At 54.8% G+C, this 14,479-nt stretch carries 16 protein-coding genes; 10 read left to right on the top strand and 6 right to left on the bottom strand.

What is annotated here, in order from left to right; genetic code table 11:
* Window positions 1–83: 83 nt before the first annotated feature.
* Entirely contained in the window at window positions 84–818 is a 735-nt protein-coding gene (sfsA, locus tag RCJ00_RS20100) for a DNA/RNA nuclease SfsA (RefSeq protein WP_316224161.1), read from the bottom strand.
* Between sfsA and RCJ00_RS20095 the strand changes: the two genes are divergently transcribed.
* The 3 genes from RCJ00_RS20095 (at window position 817) to RCJ00_RS20085 (ending at window position 4,610) form a co-directional block, all read left to right on the top strand.
* The gene (locus RCJ00_RS20095; protein WP_316224160.1) at window positions 817–1,608 is read left to right on the top strand and encodes a competence/damage-inducible protein A; all 792 of its coding nucleotides are present in this window, start codon (window positions 817–819) and stop codon (window positions 1,606–1,608) included. The two genes, sfsA and RCJ00_RS20095, sit on opposite strands and share 2 nt — an antisense overlap.
* 14 nt (window positions 1,609–1,622) lie before the next feature.
* Window positions 1,623–3,098: a M20/M25/M40 family metallo-hydrolase gene (locus RCJ00_RS20090; protein WP_316224159.1), complete on the top strand. Its 1,476-nt coding sequence runs from the start codon at window positions 1,623–1,625 to the stop codon at window positions 3,096–3,098.
* A gap of 279 nt (window positions 3,099–3,377) precedes the next feature.
* Window positions 3,378–4,610, top strand: a complete 1,233-nt coding sequence (locus RCJ00_RS20085) for a site-specific integrase (RefSeq protein WP_316224158.1) — start codon at window positions 3,378–3,380, stop codon at window positions 4,608–4,610.
* A 532-nt stretch (window positions 4,611–5,142) separates the two neighbouring features.
* Here the strand turns inward: RCJ00_RS20085 and RCJ00_RS20080 are convergent.
* From RCJ00_RS20080 to RCJ00_RS20070, 3 genes are read right to left on the bottom strand one after another with little or no spacing between them, the layout of a single operon-like run.
* Window positions 5,143–5,763 (bottom strand): hypothetical protein, encoded by a 621-nt coding sequence (locus RCJ00_RS20080; protein WP_316224157.1) that lies wholly within the window; start codon window positions 5,761–5,763, stop codon window positions 5,143–5,145.
* A 56-nt stretch (window positions 5,764–5,819) separates the two neighbouring features.
* Window positions 5,820–6,728, bottom strand: coding sequence for a TIR domain-containing protein (locus RCJ00_RS20075; protein ID WP_316224156.1), 909 nt, complete (start codon window positions 6,726–6,728; stop codon window positions 5,820–5,822).
* The gene (locus tag RCJ00_RS20070; RefSeq protein WP_316224155.1) at window positions 6,729–7,022 is read right to left on the bottom strand and encodes a YuaX family protein; all 294 of its coding nucleotides are present in this window, start codon (window positions 7,020–7,022) and stop codon (window positions 6,729–6,731) included.
* A gap of 216 nt (window positions 7,023–7,238) precedes the next feature.
* Here RCJ00_RS20070 and RCJ00_RS20065 point away from each other — a divergent pair, with 216 nt between their 5' ends.
* Window positions 7,239–7,424 carry a DUF3606 domain-containing protein gene (locus RCJ00_RS20065; protein WP_316224154.1) on the top strand — a complete coding sequence of 62 codons (186 nt, stop codon included), beginning with the start codon at window positions 7,239–7,241 and terminating at the stop codon, window positions 7,422–7,424.
* A gap of 126 nt (window positions 7,425–7,550) precedes the next feature.
* Here RCJ00_RS20065 and RCJ00_RS20060 read toward each other — a convergent pair whose 3' ends face one another.
* Window positions 7,551–7,937 (bottom strand): hypothetical protein, encoded by a 387-nt coding sequence (locus RCJ00_RS20060; protein ID WP_316224153.1) that lies wholly within the window; start codon window positions 7,935–7,937, stop codon window positions 7,551–7,553.
* An 80-nt stretch (window positions 7,938–8,017) separates the two neighbouring features.
* Between RCJ00_RS20060 and RCJ00_RS20055 the strand changes: the two genes are divergently transcribed.
* The 6 genes from RCJ00_RS20055 (at window position 8,018) to RCJ00_RS20030 (ending at window position 13,696) form a co-directional block, all read left to right on the top strand.
* Entirely contained in the window at window positions 8,018–9,586 is a 1,569-nt protein-coding gene (locus RCJ00_RS20055) for a recombinase family protein (RefSeq protein ID WP_316224152.1), read from the top strand.
* Window positions 9,583–10,464 carry a plasmid partitioning protein RepB C-terminal domain-containing protein gene (locus RCJ00_RS20050; RefSeq protein WP_316224151.1) on the top strand — a complete coding sequence of 294 codons (882 nt, stop codon included), beginning with the start codon at window positions 9,583–9,585 and terminating at the stop codon, window positions 10,462–10,464. The genes RCJ00_RS20055 and RCJ00_RS20050 overlap by 4 nt, the downstream gene beginning before the upstream one ends.
* Window positions 10,465–10,468: 4 nt before the next feature.
* Window positions 10,469–11,362: a plasmid partitioning protein RepB C-terminal domain-containing protein gene (locus RCJ00_RS20045; protein ID WP_316224149.1), complete on the top strand. Its 894-nt coding sequence runs from the start codon at window positions 10,469–10,471 to the stop codon at window positions 11,360–11,362.
* 578 nt (window positions 11,363–11,940) lie between these two features.
* On the top strand, window positions 11,941–12,159 hold the full coding sequence (locus tag RCJ00_RS20040; RefSeq protein WP_316224148.1) for a hypothetical protein: 219 nt from the start codon (window positions 11,941–11,943) through the stop codon (window positions 12,157–12,159).
* Window positions 12,152–12,460, top strand: coding sequence for a hypothetical protein (locus RCJ00_RS20035; RefSeq protein ID WP_316224147.1), 309 nt, complete (start codon window positions 12,152–12,154; stop codon window positions 12,458–12,460). Before RCJ00_RS20040 ends, RCJ00_RS20035 begins: the two co-directional genes overlap by 8 nt.
* Before the next feature lie 108 nt (window positions 12,461–12,568).
* The gene (locus tag RCJ00_RS20030; RefSeq protein WP_316224146.1) at window positions 12,569–13,696 is read left to right on the top strand and encodes a hypothetical protein; all 1,128 of its coding nucleotides are present in this window, start codon (window positions 12,569–12,571) and stop codon (window positions 13,694–13,696) included.
* Here the strand turns inward: RCJ00_RS20030 and RCJ00_RS20025 are convergent.
* Window positions 13,681–14,271, bottom strand: coding sequence for a tyrosine-type recombinase/integrase (locus RCJ00_RS20025; RefSeq protein ID WP_316224144.1), 591 nt, complete (start codon window positions 14,269–14,271; stop codon window positions 13,681–13,683). The genes RCJ00_RS20030 and RCJ00_RS20025 overlap by 16 nt on opposite strands.
* Window positions 14,272–14,479: the final 208 nt, after the last annotated feature.

The following is a 14,479-nucleotide window of genomic DNA, read 5'->3' as shown; positions in this document are numbered from 1 at the left end:
CTGTGTCTACGTTAGCGGTAACATTTAATCCCGTTGGGCGTCAAGTTGCACATCTGACCATGGCGGAGCAGTGGTCAAACCTATTATTCTGCGGCGAACCTCAAGGCGCTGTCAAAGCTGAGGCCGCGCGGTGCGAATGCGCAGGCGACGGCGATGAATTCGACTCCGGCGGCGCGGGCCGCGTCATAAGCTAGCCCAAAGGCAGGGTCACAATCCCGGGCGATGGCGAAATCGCTGCAATCGTTTCTCTGGATGCAGAAGATGACGACAGCCCTATAGCCGGCCTTCACCATTTCTATTAGCTCATATAGATGCTTGGCCCCGCGTTCCGTTACGCAATCGGGAAATTCAGCGTGTCCTGACCGGCGTGACAGGTGGACATTCTTTATTTCAATATAGGCGTCGGGCAGGGCGGGATGGCCGCTGGCGTATAGATCGATACGTGAATTTTGCCCGTATTTCTTCTCTGGCTGAATGTGGCCATAGCCGGCGACCTCGGGGATCAGGCCGTCACGGATGGCCAAGGCGATAAACCGGTTGGGCCATTGTGTGTTGACGCCGACCCATACCCCGCGCTCCATGAGGGCTTCGAGCCGATACGACAATTTTTTGGTCGGGTCGTCGAGCCAGGTGACCAGTGCCGGCGTGCCCGGTTCGAGCAGACCGAGCATCTTGCCGGGGTTGGGGCAGTGTGCTGTAATGGTTTCCCCGGTATCCAATTCGATGTCGGCGAAGAATCGCTTGTATCTGGCGACCAGTCGGCCTTGAATAAGGCCGTTGAAGCCGATCAATAGGTTTTCCACCGGAGTGCCTTTCATGACGACCAATCCAACCGCCGCCATCATGATTATTGGCGATGAGATCCTGTCCGGGCGTACCATCGACACCAATGTCAACACAATCGCCAAATTCCTCGGCGCCCTGGGTATAGACTTGAGGGAGGTGCGCATGGTTCACGATGACGAAGCGCAGATCATCGACACCGTCAACGCATTGCGCGACGACTGCGACTACGTCTTTACCACAGGCGGCATTGGGCCGACGCACGACGATATCACGGCCGATTGTATGGCAAAGGCATTCCAGGTTGCCATCAGCGAGCATCCCGCCGCGCTCAAGGCGCTGACCGATCGGGCGATCAAGATGGGATGGGCGCTCAACGACAACAGTCGGCGCATGGCGCGCATCCCGCATGGCGCTGAATTGATCGCCAATCCAGTATCGGCCGCGCCAGGTTTCCAGATCGGCAATGTCTTCGTCATGGCTGGCGTGCCCAAGATCATGGAGGCCATGCTGGAAGACGTGGCGCCGCGCCTGCGCACCGGCCGTACGGTCAAATCGCGCACCATCAAACTGTCTTATGTCGGCGAAAGTTATGCCGCCGACGCTTTACGTGAAATCAACGGACGCTATCCGCAACTGTCGCTGGGCAGCTATCCGTACGGTCTGTCGCTGAATGGTGAGTTCGGCACCCAACTTGTGGTGCGCGGCCAGGATGTTGAGGCGCTGGATGCTGCCGTAAACGAGCTGAAAGAGGCTCTAGTTTCGGTCGTGGAGTCCGGGAAAGACCGTAACCCGTTGGCCGGCTTTGAAGAAATAACCGCTTAATCTGAGGAATGTACATGAGATCATCCGCCCCATTGGCCACCGCCCTGGCCGCTATCCTGGCATTGACGGCGGTTACCGCGGTAGACGCCAAGCCTCAGAAAGCCAAGGCGCCGGCGGCAAGCGCGCCTGTGGCCGTGCCGGTGTTCGAGCAGGCCGCCGCCTTGCGCGATGCCGCGCTGAAGTCGAACGTCGCCTATGATTTCCTGGAAGAACTAACCACGCGGTTCGGTCCGCGCCCGGCCGGCAGCGAGTCCGAAAAACGCGCGGCGGAATGGGCGGTCAAAAAGCTGACTGAGCTCGGTTTCCAGAACGCCCATATCGAGAGTTTTCCGCTCCATGTGTGGGCGCGCGGTGGTCCGGAAACCATCGCCATCACCGGTGATTTTGCCCAGCCCCTGGTCGGCGTATCGCTGGGTGGCTCCACGGCAGGAACGGTCGAAGCCGAAACCGCGATGTTCGACACCTATCAGCAATTCCTCGATTCAAAGCAGGATGTGACCGGCAAGATCGTTGTCATCCTTCAGCCCATGGCCAAGGCGTCGAATGGGTCCGGCTATGGCCGCATGTCGGGTACGGTTCGCTCCAAGGGGCCGATCGAAGCCCAAAAACGCGGCGCGGTCGGCTTTGTCATGCGTTCGCTCAGCACCGACAATAACCGTTTCCCGCACGCCGGCGCCTCGACCTGGACCGACGGCAAGGGCATTCCGTCCATGGCGATCAGCGCGCCGGACGCCGCGCAGCTGTCGCGCATCCATGCCATGCAGGCCAAGGGGACAGCCGGTCCGATCACCATCAAGATGACGACGACCGGCATTTTCAAAGGCCTGGGCACATCGCAGAACGTCGTGGCGGATCTGGTTGGCTCTGAACATCCGGAACAGGTCATTGTTGTTGGCGGACACCTCGATAGCTGGGATCTGGGCACGGGTGCCATCGATGACGGCGCGGGCACGGCGATCACCATGGCCGCCGCCAAGGTCATGATTGACCATGATCTCAAGCCCAAGCGCACGATCCGCGTTGTCTTCTGGGGCTCCGAAGAAGTCTCCCAGCCCGCGGGTTCGCCCACTAGCGAAACGGGTGGTGGCGCGTTCCGCGAAGCGCATAAGGCGGAACTGTCGAACTATGTCGTCCACGCCGAATCCGATTTCGGTGCCGACAAGATCAACAATATCGCCCTGAGGGAGACCGACCACCCGACCTTCGTTACCGATATCGGCAATCTGCTCTATCCGCTTGGCATCTATATCGACACCAAGGCCGTGCCGAACGGCGGTGAAGATTCGGGCGCCATGAACGATTTCGTTCCGGCCTTCGACCTGAATCAGGACGGCTACCGCTATTTCGACACGCACCATACGCCCAACGATACGATCGATCGCGTTGATCCGCAGCAACTGAACCAAAACGTTGCGGCCTACACGGCGACCCTGTGGTTGATCGCCAATACCGATGTGCGTTTCAAGCTTCCGCCCAAGGACGCCAAGTAGCCTGATCCATTCGGTTGCGCGGTTCTGGCGATCAAACCTGCCGGAACCGTGCGACGGACACTTTACGAGTCGCTTCATTTCAGGCAGAAGCATCCGTCCTACCGTCCGGGCATGCGGCCATGGCGAAATTGGTAGACGCAGCAGACTTAAAAGCAAAACACAACAAAACAAAAAACTAAAAAACGTTGTAAAAACAGTCGTTTTCAGATAAATTAAAGACCGTAAGACCTAGCACGCTCCTAGCACAAAATCACTGTGCTAGCACACGGAGGGGCCGGTATGGAAACGACGCGCCATTCATTGATGGATAATCGGGTTCAGATTTATCTGCGGCCGGGCAGCCCGCACTGGCAGTGTTCGTGTTCGGTAAACGGGCAACAGCGGCGGGCGACCACCAAGGAAGATAGCCTTGCGCGGGCCAAGGATGTGGCCCGCGACTGGTATTTAGGTTTGATGGGAAAATATCAGGCTGGCGAGTTGAAGAAGGGCAAAACCTTCAACGAGGTAGCCGATGTCTTCACTAAAGAATACCGTGTCATCACCCAGGGAGAACGCAGCGAACGCTACGTCGATGGCAAGGATGATAAAATCCGCGTCCATCTCGGCCCCTTCTTTGGCAACAAGATCGTAACGGAGATCACTCCCGGTATGGTGCAGGATTATCGCGTGCACCGCATGACCTCGCGTAAGGACGCCAACGGCAAACCTAAAAGGCCTTCGCGCAGCACGTTACATCAGGAGATTGTTACCCTTCGGCAAGTCCTCAAAACGGCCAATCGGCATGGTTGGTTGCCTTACCTGCCTGACCTTTCAACGCCCTACAAAAGTTCTGGCAAAATCTCTCACCGTGCTTGGTTCTCGCCAGCAGAGTACCAAATGCTCTACGAGGCGACCCGCGACCGGGCCAAAAAGCCTCCTCGGATTGATGACAAACCCGCATACGAAGATTTGCACGACTTCGTGCTGTTCATGGTCAATACCGGTCTCAGGCCGGATGAAGCTCACCGCCTTGAATTTCGAGACGTTGCCATCGTCACCGATGAGCCAACGGGCGAACGCATCCTCGAAATCGAAGTGCGCGGTAAGCGCGGCGTCGGGTACTGCAAAAGCATGCCGGGCGCAGTACTCCCCTTTAGCCGCCTTAAGAAGCGTAGTAACGGCCAACCGGCAGACCGCCTGTTTCCGAAGTTCATGGATTATCTTCTGAACTCGGTACTCAAAAGTATCGAGATCGGCACCGGGCCGGATGGCAAGCCGCTTAATATGAAAAAGGATCGGGAAGGTCAGCCCCGCACGGCCTACAGCCTTCGTCACACCTACATCTGTCTGCGTCTGATGGAAGGCGCAGATATTTACCAGATCGCGAAGAATTGCCGAACGAGCGTCGAGATGATCGAGAAATATTACGCTTCCCACATCAAAGACCGGCTAGACGCGTCTGCCATCAACGTGCGCAAACCTAAGGCCTCAGCCAAGAAGGCTGCGAAATCGGAAGTGGAAAATCGCATTTAACCGTTGTTTTGGTTCGGAATCCTTCTCGACTAGCGCAAAACCGCCCTCTATAAGGTTCGCTTGGTTATGCGGGCGTGGCGAAATGGTAGACGCTACAGACTTAGACCAACGATTGAGTGCCTTTGGGGAAACCCAAGGAGTATAACTGCTCAAATTCGGGGAACCCTGTGAAATGGCAATCCCGAGCCAAGCCAGCGTCGGAAACGCCGCCGGAAGGTGTAGAGACTAGACGGGCAGCACCTAAACCCTTTCAGGGCATGGTGAAGGGATAGTCCAGACCACGAACGCACATGCGGCGGCGAAAGTCGAAGTGGTATGAAAATCTGTCGGGGGCAACCCCATGCCGGTTCGAGTCCGGCCGCCCGCACCAACTTCTCACTAAGCCTATGGGAGATTGAAGAATCCACATGCCAAAAAACGGCATAAATCGGAACCGATGTGCCGCCCTTTATGAAGGCTGCCTGAACGGGCAAGCCGTTGGCCACAGATCGCATGTACATGCGTCGGCCATCACCTGCTAGGCTTTAGTCGCTTACTGGCTATGAGTTGAAGTCTGAATAGACGGGCTATGTTGAACGGCTAAACTGAAAGCCGTTATTTCGCCCAAATCGGGAAATTCACCCTTCTTCGGCAGCCACAACCATTTTGTATCTTCATAAAGCAAATACAGATACATATGATTTCGTTGGAAAAAATCTGATAAACTCAAACTTGCCCGTTCGTGTTTGGCATGGCCAATGATGGTGTTCCGCAGCCGTCTGAACTCGGTCGCTACGGAAGGCGACACATCCTCGGGATAAGCACTGATGTCGTTCTCCCAGGCAGGCGCCCTCCCTTCCAAAATCGCTGCGCGCCGTCTGGTAATAATTTTTTGAAACTCGCGGGTAAGTAGGCGATCCGCTTCATCCGCACGGATCGAGGTTGTATCACGTCGATCTCTGTTAATTGCACCCATCATAAATTCATAGAGATGATGGACGAACCGGGCATATGAGTTATAGGCCCGGTAGGAGGCGCGGCGAGGATTTGTGTCTGGGAAAAACTTTGTCGTCCAATGTACCAACTCGTTGAAGGCATCGTCACAGCGCATAAATTCATGCTGAAGTGAAATGACCAGCGCCTTGTCCGTCTCGTCTCGAATTTGAAACTTCATGTGCCCCCTCGCAGTGAATATACGGTATTTGACCGTATCTCATTCACACTGCCTGCCTATCCTCTGCCCATGATCTTGTTCCATTCGATCTCATACCCGGCGGCTTGAAGCTCCTGCCCGAGCTTTACCTTCCAGCCGCCGGCATCATCCAGTTCCGTGTAAACCACACCCAGATAATCGCTTGGAATCTCCACAATGCCCTTCTTGAGAGCGCATACTTTGTCCCGACCAAGCTTGCCGACAAAATAACCCAACTCAAGAACAACATTTTGCCGCGCACGATCCTGCAAATCCTTTTGCTGCTTGCTGCGCCCAATATCATCCGGCGTTAAGAGCACAATGGCGAAGCCAACATTAGAGTTGGCAACAAGTTTTTCAGGAATTGTCATGCCCCGGCTTGCTTGCTCATGAAGGATTACGGGTTCAAAACCTACTGTCGTAACAAACCGCGCCACCATTTCCCTTGTCGCATCGTCATGGCCGTGAACGATAAAAATGCGTTTCAAATCGGTTGGCTCCGTTTGTACTGGGCTTTGAATTGATACTCTAGTTTCCAGATATGACCTGTAGTCCCGACCAAACGGGATAATAACTGCCCCAGTAAGTTTACGGATTCCAGCAATTAACTTGTTCCCGCTGTAATACCAATGGTGCGAGAAATTCATGAACCAACTAGGCTCCGCAGCCGCACGCTGGATCAAAACAAGCGTCAAACCAAGTTCTTCTTCCCGGTCACTCGGCCATTTTAGCGATGCCGACCCCATCATACCTTTGCCGCCATCCGACTTGGCGATAAACGCATCAAAATCTACCCCGGCTTTAAGCGCTTCATTGGTTTCCCTGAGTTCTTCGGCATTAAGAGCGTGGTCGAGGCGTTTTAAGGGGCGCTCGTAGGTATTGTAATCTGCTGCCTGCAAATCAAGGATGGCATTATTAACCTCCGCAAGCGCCGTTTTTAGTGACATTCACACTTCCCCTTCATCGTTGCTTTCCAGACGCGCCTGAGCGGCTTTCTCCAGAATGCCTTCTCGGTATTTTTCTTTCATGTCGTTCGCAATCGACATCACCGTTTTATTGCCAGCATATGAGGCAACTCGCGCGTCTAATGAGGTTTCCATCTGCTGAATCGCCTGCTCTATGCTCGCGGGGTCATGCGGGTCAAAACGAACTTGAGCAATGTCGCCGTCAAGCTCCGCCATTGCCTTTGAAAGCTGATCCAGCTCTTTCGTTAATTTGTCCAATCCTTGGATATTAATCATGCGTTCCTCCATGAGATCTGAATTTCCGTCTCGCGCGAATCACCGCTGACCAGAATTTTCAGCATGATATTTCCGCGTATGTGAAACAATGTTTTTCTTTTGTTCTCGAAATCGCATCCTTACAACGACCACGAACAGAAATATTATGACTCGCGCATTTTGATATGTTTGATAGGATTGCCATCTCGAATTGCGATCACATACAGGAGGAAAACAATGAGTGACAATCTGAATCGCCGCCAGCCTGAAGACCCGAAAAAGATCAATATCCATGAGTCATGGGAATTAGATTATTGGTCAAAGAAATGGAACGTGACACACCAGCAACTCAAGGATGCCGTGAAAGCCGTAGGCGTACAAACCTCCGCTGTCGCTAAGCATCTTGGTAAGACTTGGCCGTAACAGTCGGCAGCAATCATCGTTTGAAAATGGCAGGGTCGCAATCCTGCTATTTTGTTTAAATGCGTGGCGGGCTCTGGACTGGCAGCGGAATAGATCGCACGCATCATGCAACTTTCCTGCGCCAGCTTACGGAGGCGGCGCGGGAATGTTGTCTATCGCCATCATCAAGTTTGCCAAGTGAATACGTAGGTTGGCTAGATCTACCGTGACTCTTAATTTAGGTCTGCTGGACAAGTCGAGCACGGTTCCCAGCACTACGTCAGAATGCTGCATGAGGGTAATTAGATTTTCCCCGTTGGGGCCGTTTTTGGCGTCAAACCAATTCCTGACAGCGCGCTCATTGGTCTCAGTAAGTCGCGCCACTGTTTTTACAGCAGATGGCCCGCCACCAAATTCACTTCGCAGCGCTAAGGCAATTGCCGGAATAAATAACAGGTGGGCGGTTTCATTTTCTTTCGGAAAAGTTTTTCCATTTTTTGACTGAATATTTCGGTCGTTTTTAGGAAAGGACATTTCAGCACGCTCCCGATATTCTGAAAAATAAAGACAAAATTGTCTTCCCGAGGATTGTTCAGAAGTAAATGTGACACTCGATGATGATTTCGGCGAACTCGTTAAAGGACGACGACACCTCCCGAAAGCAGAGGGTTGCGCAGTATGTTCGCATGTCAACAGAGCATCAAAAGTATTCGACCGAAAACCAAGCCGAAATCATTGCCCAATATGCAGAGCGTCGGGGTTTTGAGGTCGTCCGCACCTACGAAGATTCTGGAAAAAGTGGGCTCAGTTTAGATGGCAGGCAGGCCTTACAGCGGCTAATAGCGGATGTTCAGGCCGGTAAGGCGGACTTTACCGCCATTCTTGTCTATGACGTGAGCCGCTGGGGCAGGTTCCAGGATGCCGACGAAAGCGCGCATTATGAATTCATATGCCGCGAGGCAGGCATTACCGTTCATTATTGTGCTGAGCAATTCGAGAACGATGGTAGTCTTAGTGCCACGATCATAAAAAGTATGAAGCGGGCAATGGCTGGCGAGTATAGCCGCGAGCTATCCGCCAAAGTCTTTACGGGCCAATGCCGGCTTATTCGATTAGGGTTTCGACAGGGTGGCCCCGCCGGCTACGGGTTGCGGCGGCAACTTCTCGATGAGCACCGCATGCCCAAAACAGTATTGGCGCGCGGCGAACAAAAGAGTCTTCAGACAGACCGGGTAATCCTCACGCCGGGGCCGCCTGAAGAGGTTGAACTGGTGCGCAGGCTTTATCGAATGTTCGTGGTTCAGCGTCGATCGGAACGCGAAATCGCCAATGTCCTGAACCTTGAAGGTACGGTCACCGACATGGGCAGACCTTGGACACGCGGCACAATCCATCAAATTCTGACAAATGAAAAATACATCGGCAATAATGTCTATAACCGCAGGTCATTTAAGCTGAAAAGCAAGCGGGTCGTCAATGTACCTGAGATGTGGGTGCGTGGTGATCACGCGTTTGAAGCAATTGTGGAAACTGACTATTTCGAGGCCGCACAAAAGATAATCCAAGATCGCAGTCGCCGGTTTACCGACCAGGAACTTCTCAATAGCCTCTCAGCACTTCTCAGCGAAAAAGGCTGGCTTTCTGGGCTCGTAATTGACGAGCTGGACGACATGCCTTCCAGTTCGACCTTTCGGCATCGTTTTGGCAGCCTCATTAATGCCTATCATCTTGTCGGCTATTCACCGTCACGAGATTACCGTTACATTGAAACTAACAAAAATCTGCGGGCGATGCATCCTGATATTGTCGCTCAAGTGATTGCTGACATTCAGGCTTCTGGCGGTACGGTGCGACGCGATCCCCTAAATGATCTCCTCACAATCAATGAAGAGTTTTGCGCTTCGGTTGTCATCGTGCGCTGCCACGTGACACCGGCAGGGAGCCTGAGGTGGAAAGTCCGTCTGGACAGTGGCTTGCGTCCTAGCATTACAATAGCGGTGCGGATGGCACCCGATAATATCACCCAGCGGGATTACTACCTGCTGCCGTGGTTCGACGTACACGCGGAACCAAGCCTGCAGTTGGCGTCCGAAAACGGCGTTCTCTTAGATGCCTACAGATTTGATACGCTCGATGCCTTCCTAGATCTCACCCGGCGCGCACCAACCAGGGTTTCACTATGACAGATATGCCAGAAATACGCATGATCCCCGTTGATGCCATTACGGTGCTGAACCCCCGTCATCGAAACAAACGCATCTTTCAGGAATTGGTGACAAGCATCAGCAATCTGGGACTGAAAAAGCCCATCACAGTCAGTCAGCGGATTGGTAAATTGCGCTATGATCTGGTGTGCGGACAGGGCCGCCTTGAGGCTTTTGTTGCCCTGGGGCAGTCGGAAATACCGGCCATCATCCTCGATGCAACCGAAGAAGATTGTTTCGTCATGAGCCTGGTAGAAAACCTTGTCCGGCGCCAACATTCTTCACTGGAACTGGTGCGGGCCATTGGGGCGCTTAAGGAGCGCGGGTACTCACTTCCGGAAATCGCCAAGAAAGTCGATTTTAGTCCGGAATATGTTTATGCCATTTGCTGTCTTCTCGAAAATGGGGAGGAAAAATTAATTGCCGCCGTGGAGCGCGGCGTGATGCCACATACTATCGCCATGGAAATTGCCCGTGCGAAGGATGGGGAAGTGCAGCAGGCTTTGGCGCAAGCCTATGAGGACAAGGCAATCCCCGGCAATCAGGTGTTGGCGATCAGGCAGATCATTGAACAACGCAATACCAGCGGCAAAGGCATTGCCGTCAAGGCATCCCCACAGCGTAGTACGGCGAGACCCGTTACATCTGACGGTCTCATACGGGCGTACCAGAAGGAAACCGAACGTCAAAAATTGCTAATCAAACGCGCTTCGCTTGCCCGCAGCCGTTTGCTTTTTGTGTCAAACGCGTTGAAGCGCCTACTAAGCGACGAACATTTTGCAGCGCTTCTGCGTGCAGACGGTCTTCATACATTACCTCGCGCTTTGGCAGAGCGAATGGAAACAGGGAAGGCGTAGCCCAATGTCGGAAAAGGTCAGAATCGCTTTTGAGCGTCGGGTAGTATCACTCGCATTGGAAAATATACTGCCGTCAAAAATCCTACCGGCTGCCATCGCGCAAACGGTTAAGTATCGTAGGATTATCAATTCAGTGCTTCAAGCGGGCTTGGTAGAGCCGCTTGCTGTAGCCCCGCAAAAAGGCAACCAGTTCCTATTACTTGATGGGCATATCCGACTTGAGGCCTTGAGGCAGCAAGGTGCCACCCATGCTGCCTGCATTATCGCTGATGACGACGAGTCGTTCACACATAACAAACGCGTCAACCGGCTGCCAGCCATTCAGGAACATCACATGATTGTCCGGGCGGTGGAGCGCGGCGTATCAGAAGCAAAGTTAGCGAGCTGGTTGGATGTGGATGTAAAAGTCATCCGTCAGCGCCGCCATATGCTGAACGGAATCAGCCCGGAAGTGGTAGAGTTTTTGAAAGAAAAATCGCTGAGTCATCATGTGTTCCAGCGGTTGCGGAAAATGAAACCGATCCGTCAACTTGAAGTAGCTGAATTGATGGTCTCCGCGAATAATTACACCGTCAATTATGTGAGTGCGTTGCTGGCAACCACTAAACCTACCGACTTGCATCGGCCGGATGACCTTAAAAAGGCCACTGGCCTTTCCACGGAGCAAATGGCGCGACTTGAACGAGAAATGTCTGCCATCAGTGAAGATTACAAAGAGATGGAAATGTCCTACGGCGACGATATGTTGGTTTTGGTAGTTGCGGCTGGATTTTTGGAGCGGCTTCTTTCCAAACCTGACATCGCGCATTTCCTAGCCAGTCGGCATCCCGAATTCTTGGAAAATTTCCGCGCCATTGTCTCGGCGACATCGCTCGATCAGTCCGCGATGGTAGCTTAGGCAGCGGAAAATCACGGCGACCGCCGCCATGCCGCTACCAGTTCCGCAATCGCCGCAATCAAATTCCCCAAAGCCGTAAGCAAAATGCTGATCTCAGTGCAGGTCATAAATCCTCCTTCGGTGATGCGCCGGATGGCGCGATGGTGAGGAGGTTCCCGCCGGCCGTTAAAACCCGCTGGGCAAGGCCGTAAGCCGCTAGCGGTCGAAGCTGCACAAGCCTTGGCGCGGAAGCGAGCGCCTTGCCCCATCGGGTGCGGTCGGCCACACCGCCCGAAATCCTGAGTGCCTTCTCCGGCGCACGCCGCCGCCGGATCATCCATCACCGGCACTGGCAGCCTGTTGTTCAGGCTCTAGCCAATTGCCCCATCACTTCGTGCGAAACCATAGCGGGCTTCGATATGTGAGCGTGAAGGCGCAGGCCCGGCAGCATTAAACCCGGCTCGTTTCCGCGCCCTGCGGGCTTGTGCAACTCCGCCCCCTGCGGGCGCTGCGCGGGGTATGACTGCCGCCTCCATGGCCTGCGCCCTTGGCTCCCCATGAAGCCGCGAATGGTTCGCGGCAAAATGAAGGAGACCGACATGGCTAAATCCCAACCCACCAAACAGACCGGCAAGAAGCCGACCCATCGCCTCTACCGCGTCACCGGCGACGGCGAAAACTCCAGTTGGACACCCATCGGTGCCGCCTGGCTGCATCAGGATGGCAATGGCTTCAGCATCACTTGCGACGCCGTACCGCTTCAGGGCCGCATCGTCATGCGCCGCATCACCGAACGCGCGGAGGCCTTCCATGCGTAAGGAACGCACCATCACCACCCAAACCATCGACTGGCAGGGCATCACCCTGTCAGTCTCCTACGAAGCGGATTACCTGAATATCAGCCGCCACAGTGGTTTCGCCACCGCCCACCTGCAAGTCCAGGCTCCGGTGCCGTTGCCATTCACCGAAACCGGCTACCGTTCCCATTTCCTCCCCGCCGAGGAAGTGGATGAACTTGGCGGCCCGGTGGCCTACGTCCTGGCATGGTTGGATGAAGCCGCACAAAGCCCCGCTTGGCGCAAACAGCAAGAGGCCGCCCGCCAGCTCTCTCTATTTTGAGGGAGTTGGCGAAAAGTTCGTTAATCCAAAATTAACCAAATTTTAGCGATCCATGCGGTATTATACAACGCATATAACCCGCGATGAGAGTAATCTATAACGCCCGATTTGACAGATAGCTCTACATCTCCGGCTCAGGGAGCGCAGCACCCTGAGCCGCCGCAGGCTAGCCTGCGCGCCGAATTGGCGGGGCAGATCGCATCCGCGCAATCCGAACTGCAAAGCCAGTTAGCCGAGCTTCAACGTGCATCTGGTGACAGCAGCCTGACCAGCGAACTGCAAGGGCAGTTGCATGTGCTGGGGGCCCTCGGTCAGTTCCTGTCCAGCGCCGATGGTTCCAGCCTCTCTCAAATCCGTGCCGAACTGGCAACATCGGTAGCCGCCGTTCGTTCCATCGCACAGCAGGCGCAGACAGCTATCGCTGCCGCGCACGTATCGGAAGCCGCCAAACAGGCGGCGGAATATGCCGCTGCCACCGTCGAAATTGATCGCAAAGTGGCCCCCATCCTCGCGGCCGACCGTGAAAACAGCGCCCTGGCCCATGCCATGGCCAATCGCTTCGGCATCGACCTATCGGGTTACGATCAGGAACGCGAAACATTGCAGCGCCAGCAGCAGGAAGCCGCCGCCCACGGTGACAAGGTTGGGCAACGGCAGGCCGATGTACTGGTGGCCGAGAACACCTACAACAGCATGGCCGCCAGCGCCGACCATATCAAAGACCCGGCAGAACGCCGCCGCTACCTGCAAGCCATGCAGGAGCAGCAGCAGAATGTTGAAAAACTCAAAGCCGCATTGGCCGAACAGTTGGAATTGCAAGCGCAGAACCTTGCCCATGATAAGGGCTTGTCTCCAGCAGAAACCACGGCCTTCATTGCCCAATATAAAGCCGAAGGCATGTCGCAGGCAGAGGCGCGTGGCCATGATCTTAAGGGTGCCGATCAGGCGCAGGCCACACAGCTTCGTCTTGAAGCCGAAGTAAAGCGCGTACAGGCGCAGGAAGTGAAGGCAGCGCCCGCCTTATTGCAGGTCGATACCACCCTGACGCCAGAGGCCAAGGCGCAAACCCAAAAAGCCGCCGCTGCCATCACTGCCGGGTTCGATACCTTCGCAGCTTCCATCAGCCTTGATGGTACGCCACAGATAGCCTTGAGCACCACCACGGATGCCCACAACAAAGTCGAAGTTCCGCCAGTTGCCAAGGCCATTGATGGTGCGGCTCAAGGCCGGGCATAATCATGCCATAGCCGCTTGGCAAAGCGGCGTTCTTCCTGCCCCACCGCTTGCTGGTAGATACTGGTCGTTTCCAGCCGCGCATGTCCCATCCAGCGTTGGGTGATCGCACCGGGAATATTCTTCTCGGCATTGGCCACACCAAACCCGTGCCGCAGCCCTTTCGGGTTGGCTTGCGGCCCGCGCACTTCTGCCGCCGCCATCACATCCTTGACACGCCGCCACGCCGTCTGCCTGCACCATGGCCAGATAGCGACTTCCCGCTGCATGGCCGAGCAATGCCCCACCAGTTCCCGCATCAGCCGCGACGGCACCGGCACCGCCCGGAAAATCAGCTTCCGTCGTTTCAACGTGCGGAACACGATGGAGAGCGTCCCCGCGTCAAGCTGCTGTGGCGTCAGTTCCAGCGCCTCGCTGATCCGGCAGCCCGTAAAGGCCAGCACCATGCAAAACAGACAGGTTTCTTTGTCAGCCCTTTCGCTTTCTTTCAGAAAACGCAGCCGCTCGTCTAGGCTCAGGTATTTCCGCCTGCCCAAACCATCAAAGAGTGTCAAACCATAGTCGGCATCCCCCCTCATGGCCGCACCTCGCGTGAGGCTGCAACAGTATGAGGGATACGGTTGCAAGGTGGCAACGGGCTGAAATGCCTGAAAACCCGCCCAAAATGGAGCGAAAAGTGTTTTCGTTTCAGTTTGCTGTAAAAAGGAAACATATGCTGTCGTTACAGCCCACGCCTCGGCTTATCGTCAACAAAATCCCTCATACTGTTAAATTTTCCTCGCGTTT

The sequence above is a fragment of the Asticcacaulis aquihabitans genome (assembly GCF_032490435.1).
Lineage (GTDB): Bacteria > Pseudomonadota > Alphaproteobacteria > Caulobacterales > Caulobacteraceae > Asticcacaulis.
The sequence above is the reverse complement of the archived record's forward strand: the minus strand, read 5'-3'. Positions and strand labels throughout refer to the sequence as shown.